4 protein-coding genes are annotated in these 5,874 nt (G+C 62.0%); all 4 read left to right on the forward strand.

Annotated elements, in window-relative coordinates:
* The first annotated feature begins 189 nt into the window (after nt 1-189).
* The 4 genes from fdnG to fdhE are packed head-to-tail and all read left to right on the forward strand — an operon-like array spanning nt 190 to nt 5,783.
* Complete coding sequence (gene fdnG, locus F8N49_RS24780; RefSeq protein WP_151552996.1) at nt 190-3,255, forward strand: formate dehydrogenase-N subunit alpha; 3,066 nt, start codon at nt 190-192, stop codon at nt 3,253-3,255.
* Nucleotides 3,256-4,191 (forward strand): formate dehydrogenase subunit beta, encoded by a 936-nt coding sequence (gene fdxH, locus F8N49_RS24785; RefSeq protein ID WP_122698222.1) that lies wholly within the window; start codon nt 3,256-3,258, stop codon nt 4,189-4,191.
* Nucleotides 4,188-4,853, forward strand: a complete 666-nt coding sequence (locus F8N49_RS24790; RefSeq protein ID WP_151552998.1) for a formate dehydrogenase subunit gamma — start codon at nt 4,188-4,190, stop codon at nt 4,851-4,853. The genes fdxH and F8N49_RS24790 overlap by 4 nt, the downstream gene beginning before the upstream one ends.
* A 3-nt stretch (nt 4,854-4,856) precedes the next feature.
* Nucleotides 4,857-5,783, forward strand: coding sequence for a formate dehydrogenase accessory protein FdhE (gene fdhE, locus F8N49_RS24795; protein ID WP_122746156.1), 927 nt, complete (start codon nt 4,857-4,859; stop codon nt 5,781-5,783).
* Nucleotides 5,784-5,874 lie beyond the last annotated feature (91 nt).

Raw genomic sequence — 5,874 nt, forward strand, 5'->3', positions numbered from 1 at the left:
GTATTCCCACGCAGAGCGTGGGAACGATCAATACCTCGACATTGCAGATGAAACACCCGACGGTCGGTTTTCACACAATCGGCAAGGTCTTTGTCTACAGTGAAAAAGTCGGCGCCAAGGCGTCGCAACCGTGATTGTCCAGATAAAGCCCGGCGCAAGTACCGGGTTCCACCTGATCAGGAGTGCACGATGGATCTCAGCCGTCGTCAGTTCTTCAAGGTCGCCGGTATCGGCCTTGCAGGCTCAAGCCTGGGCGCGTTGGGCATGGCCCCGACGGCGGCCTTCGCCGAGCAGGTGCGTCACTTCAAGCTCGCCCACACCCGTGAAACCCGCAACACCTGCCCGTATTGCTCGGTCGGTTGCGGTTTGATCATGTACAGCCAGGGCGATGCCGGCAAGAACGTGGCGCAAAACATCATTCACATCGAAGGCGACTCCGACCACCCGGTCAATCGCGGCACGCTGTGCCCGAAAGGCGCGGGCCTGCTCGACTTCATTCACAGCCCCGGCCGCTTGCAGTATCCGCAGGTGCGCAAGCCCGGCAGCAATGAATGGACGCGCATCGGCTGGGACGAAGCCCTCGATCGCATCGCCGACCTGATGAAGGCCGACCGCGACGCCAACTTCATCGAGAAAAATGCCAACGGGCAAACCGTGAATCGCTGGCTGACCACCGGTTTCCTTGCGGCGTCGGCGGCATCCAACGAAGCCGGCTACATCACCCAGAAGGTGATTCGCAGCCTCGGTCTGCTGGGGTTCGATAACCAGGCGCGTGTCTGACACGGTCCGACGGTGGCAAGTCTTGCCCCGACGTACGGCCGTGGTGCCATGACCAACACCTGGACCGATATCGCCAACGCGAATCTGATCCTGGTAATGGGTGGCAACGCAGCAGAAGCGCATCCGTGCGGCTTCAAATGGGTGACCGAGGCCAAGGCGCATAACGCCGCGCGGCTGATCGTGGTCGATCCGCGTTTTACCCGGACCGCTTCGGTGGCCGACTATTACGCGCCGATCCGCACCGGCACCGACATCGCCTTCATGGGCGGGCTGATCAATTACCTGCTGACCGAGGACAAGATCCAGCACGAATATGTGCGCAATTACACCGACGTGTCGTTCATCGTCAAAGCCGGTTATGGCTTCGAAGACGGCCTGTTCAGCGGCTATGACGCGGAAAAACGCAGCTACACCGACAAGTCCGGCTGGGGTTACGAATTCGCCGAGGACGGTTTCGTCCGCGTCGACCCGACCCTGCAAGACCCGCGCTGCGTTTATCAACTGATGAAGCAGCATTACAGCCGCTACAACATCGACCTGGCCAGCCAGATCTGCGGCATGCCGGTCGACGCCATGCAGAAAATCTGGGAAGAGATCGCCACCTGCTCGACGCCGGGCAAGACCATGACGATTCTCTATGCCCTCGGCTGGACGCAGCACTCGATCGGCGCGCAGATCATCCGCAGCGCGGCGATGGTGCAATTGCTGTTGGGCAATGTCGGCATGCCTGGCGGCGGTGTCAATGCGCTGCGCGGGCACTCGAACATCCAGGGCCTGACCGACCTCGGTCTGCTGTCCAACGCCTTGCCCGGCTACCTCACGCTGCCTACCGACAGCGAACAGGATTACGGCCAGTTCATCTTCAAACGTACGCAGGTGCCGCTAAGACCGGGGCAGCTTTCGTATTGGCAGAACTACAGCAAATTCCACGTCAGCCTGATGAAATCCTGGTACGGCGCCAACGCCACCGTCGAGAACAACTGGCTGTTCGACCATTTGCCGAAGCTCGACATCCCCAACTACGACGTGCTGAAGATGTTCGACCTGATGAGCCAGGGCAAGGTCAACGGCTATTTCTGCCAAGGCTTCAATCCGATCGCTGCGTTGCCGGACAAGAACCGCGTGATGGGCGCATTGGCCAAGCTCAAGTGGCTGGTGGTGATGGACCCGCTCGCCACGGAAACCTCGGAGTTCTGGCAGAACGTCGGGCCTTACAACGATGTGAAAACCGCCGAAATCCAGACCGAAGTCATTCGCCTGCCGACCACCTGTTTCGCTGAAGAGGACGGCTCGCTGGTCAACAGCAGCCGCTGGCTGCAATGGCACTGGAAAGGCGCCGACGGCCCCGGCGAAGCGCAGACCGACATCCGCATCATGAGCGAACTGTTCCTACGCCTGCGCCAGCGTTATCAGAGCGAGGGCGGCAAGTTTCCTGATCCGCTGCTGAAACTGTCGTGGCCATACAAGATCCCCGACGAGCCTTCGCCGGAAGAACTGGCGCGGGAAATCAACGGCACCGCTGTCAGCGATTTCACCGATGCCAGCGGCGTAACTGTGAAGGCCGGCACGCAACTGGCCGGCTTCGGTTTGCTCAAGGATGACGGCAGCACCGCGTCCGGTTGCTGGATTTTCGCCGGCAGCTGGACCGAAGCCGGCAATCAGATGGCCCGTCGCGACAATGCCGACCCGTTCGGCATGCACCAGCATCAGGGCTGGGCGTGGGCGTGGCCGGCGAATCGGCGAATCCTCTACAACCGTGCTTCGGCGGACCCGGCGGGCAAACCGTGGGACCCAAAAAAGCGGCTGGTGTGGTGGAACGGCAAGGCCTGGACCGGCACCGACGTCCCTGACTACAAGGCCGACGTGCCGCCGGAAGCCGGGATGAATCCGTTCATCATGAACCCCGAGGGCGTCGCGCGGTTCTTCGCCGTCGACAAGATGAACGAAGGCCCATTCCCTGAGCACTACGAGCCGTTCGAAACGCCGATCGGCATCAACCCGCTGCACCCGCAGAACAAGAAGGCCACCAGCAACCCGGCCGCGCGGATCTTTGATTCGGTCTGGGAGACCCTCGGCGAGGCCAAGGACTTCCCGTACGCCGGCACCAGTTACCGGCTCACCGAGCATTTCCACTTCTGGAGCAAGCACTGCAAGTTGAACGCGATTGCCCAGCCTGAGCAGTTCGTGGAAATCGGCGAAGTGCTGGCGAACGAGAAGGGCATTGCTGCCGGTGATCGCGTGCGCGTCAGCTGCAAGCGCGGCTTTATCGAAGCGGTGGCGGTGGTGACCAAACGGATCCGGCCGCTGCAGGTCAACGGCCAGGTCGTGCATCAGATCGGCATCCCGCTGCACTGGGGTTTCACCGGCCTGACGCGCCACGGTTATCTGACCAACACCCTGGTGCCGTTCCTCGGCGATGGCAACACTCAGACCCCGGAATCCAAGTCATTCCTGGTCAACGTGGAGAAACTGTAAATGGCCAGCCAAGACATCATTGCCCGCTCGGCCACCACCACTGCGCCGCCGTCGGTAAGGACTCAGCAGGGCGTTGCCAAGCTGATCGACACGACCAAGTGCATCGGCTGCAAGGCCTGCCAGGTCGCCTGCTCGGAATGGAACGAGCTGCGCGATGAGGTCGGCCACAACCACGGCACCTACGACAATCCGCAGGATTTGACGGCGGATTCGTGGACGCTGATGCGCTTCACCGAGCACGAAACCGACGCTGGCAATCTCGAGTGGCTGATCCGCAAGGACGGCTGCATGCACTGCGCCGAACCCGGTTGCCTGGCCGCGTGCCCAAGCCCCGGGGCGATCATTCAGCATGCCAACGGCATCGTCGATTTCGATCAGGACCACTGCATTGGCTGTGGCTATTGCATCACCGGTTGCCCGTTCAACATCCCGCGCATTTCGCAGAAGGATCACAAGGCCTACAAATGCACGCTGTGTTCCGATCGGGTCGCGGTAGGGCTGGAGCCGGCCTGCGTGAAAACCTGCCCGACCGGCGCGATCGTCTTCGGCACCAAGGAAGACATGAAAGAACACGCCGCTGAACGCATCGTCGACCTGAAGAGCCGTGGTTTTGAAAACGCTGGTTTGTACGACCCGGCAGGCGTCGGCGGCACCCACGTGATGTACGTGCTGCACCACGCCGACACGCCGAAAATCTACGCCGGTTTGCCGGACCATCCGGCGATCAGTCCGCTGGTGGGTTTGTGGAAAGGCATCAGCAAACCCCTCGGCCTGCTGGCGATGGGCGCGGCGGTGCTGGCCGGGTTCTTCCACTACGTGCGCATCGGGCCGAATCGCGTCGAGGAGGATGAACATCCGACGCCACCCGACACCTCGGTGCATGTGGTCGACCCGGCGGTGCACACCTTCGATCCCCGCGGGGAGGAGCGGCCATGAGCAACAAGACGATCCTGCGTTACAGCGCCAACCAGCGCACCAATCACTGGCTGGTGGCGATTCTGTTTTTCATGGCCGGGTTGTCCGGGCTGGCGTTGTTTCATCCGTCGCTGTTCTGGCTCAGTAACCTGTTCGGCGGCGGCATCTGGACGCGGATCCTGCACCCGTACATGGGCATCGCCATGTTCGTGCTGTTCCTCGGTCTGGTGTTCAGCTTCTGGCGCACCAACTTCTTCATCGCCAATGACCGCCAGTGGCTGCGGCGGATCAATCGGGTGATGGTCAACGACGAAGAAAGCGTGCCGCCGGTGGGCAAATACAACGCCGGGCAGAAGTTGCTGTTCTGGACTTTACTGCTGTGCATGCTCGCGTTGCTGTTCACCGGGCTGGTGATCTGGCGCGCGTGGTTCAGCGCGTATTTCGGCATCAGCGTGATCCGCTGGGCCATGCTGTTGCATGCGCTGGCCGGGTTCGTGCTGGTGCTGAGCATCATCGTGCACATCTACGCCGGTTTGTGGATCAAGGGTTCGGTCGACGCCATGCTGCATGGCTGGGTCAGCCGGCCGTGGGCGAAGAAACACCATGAACTGTGGTACCGCGAGGTGACCCGCGACGAACAGCCTCGGGACGTGCCCGAGCGACCGCTGACGAAAAAGGGCTGACTTTTGCCAAGCATTCTTGAACCTGGGGAAATCGAGGCGGCGGCCAGTTCGCCGCCGTTTCTGTATCTGCCGCCGCGTGACCTGTTTGCCCTGCGTGCAGAGCGGCTTGAGCGTCTGGCCGAGGGCAATGGGTTGGCGGATTATCTGCGGCTGATGGCCGGGTTGTGCCGGGCGCAGCAGCAGGTCTTCGACGATCCGCCGCTGACCGCGCCGTTTGATGCGCAGCGTTTCGAAGCCTGTCAGCAGCACGGTCTGCCGCCGTTCGCCGCAGACACTTTGGTGCGCGAGGATGCCTGGCAGCCGTGGCTGGATGCTTTGCTGCAGCGCTATGTGCCAGCGGATCAGCCTGCGGTGGTCGACGCGCTGGACACGCTGCGCGCCGCCAGTCCCGGCCAGTTGCGCGCGTGGGCGGTGGCGCTGGTCAGTGGGCAATACTCGCTAGTCCCAGCGGCGCTGGTGCCGTTTCTCGGCGCGGCGCTGCAAACCGCCTGGAGCCACTGGCTGCTGAGCGTGCCGCAGCTGCAACTCAAACCCGGTGACAGCCTCAGCCAATGCCCGGCCTGTGGTTCACCGGCCATGGCCGGGGTGATTCGCCATCGCGGCAAGCACAACGGTTTGCGTTATCTGGTGTGTTCGCTGTGTGCCTGTGAATGGCACGTGGTGCGGGTCAAGTGCGTGTATTGCGAGCAGAGCAAGGGCCTTGAATATCTCAGCGAGGAAGACGACCGCCACAGCGCCGAACAGGCCCCGCTGCGCGCCGAAGTCTGCCCGAGCTGCAACAGCTACCTGAAATTGCTCTATCTGGAAAACGATGCCGAAGCCGAGGCGTTGTCGGCAGATCTCGGCAGTTTGCTGCTGGACATGCGCCTGGCCCAGGACGGCTATCAGCGTCTGGCACCCAATCTGCTGCTGGCGCCGGGAGACGATTGAACAGAGCAAAATTGTGAGAGGGGGTGTGGCCTAATCCCTGTGGGAGCTGGCTTGCCAGCGATTCGGTCGGCACATCAACCGCCTTCGTTGA

Origin of the sequence: Pseudomonas sp. GXM4 (assembly GCF_008923895.1) — a bacterium.
In the GTDB taxonomy this organism is placed as follows: domain Bacteria; phylum Pseudomonadota; class Gammaproteobacteria; order Pseudomonadales; family Pseudomonadaceae; genus Aquipseudomonas; species Aquipseudomonas atacamensis.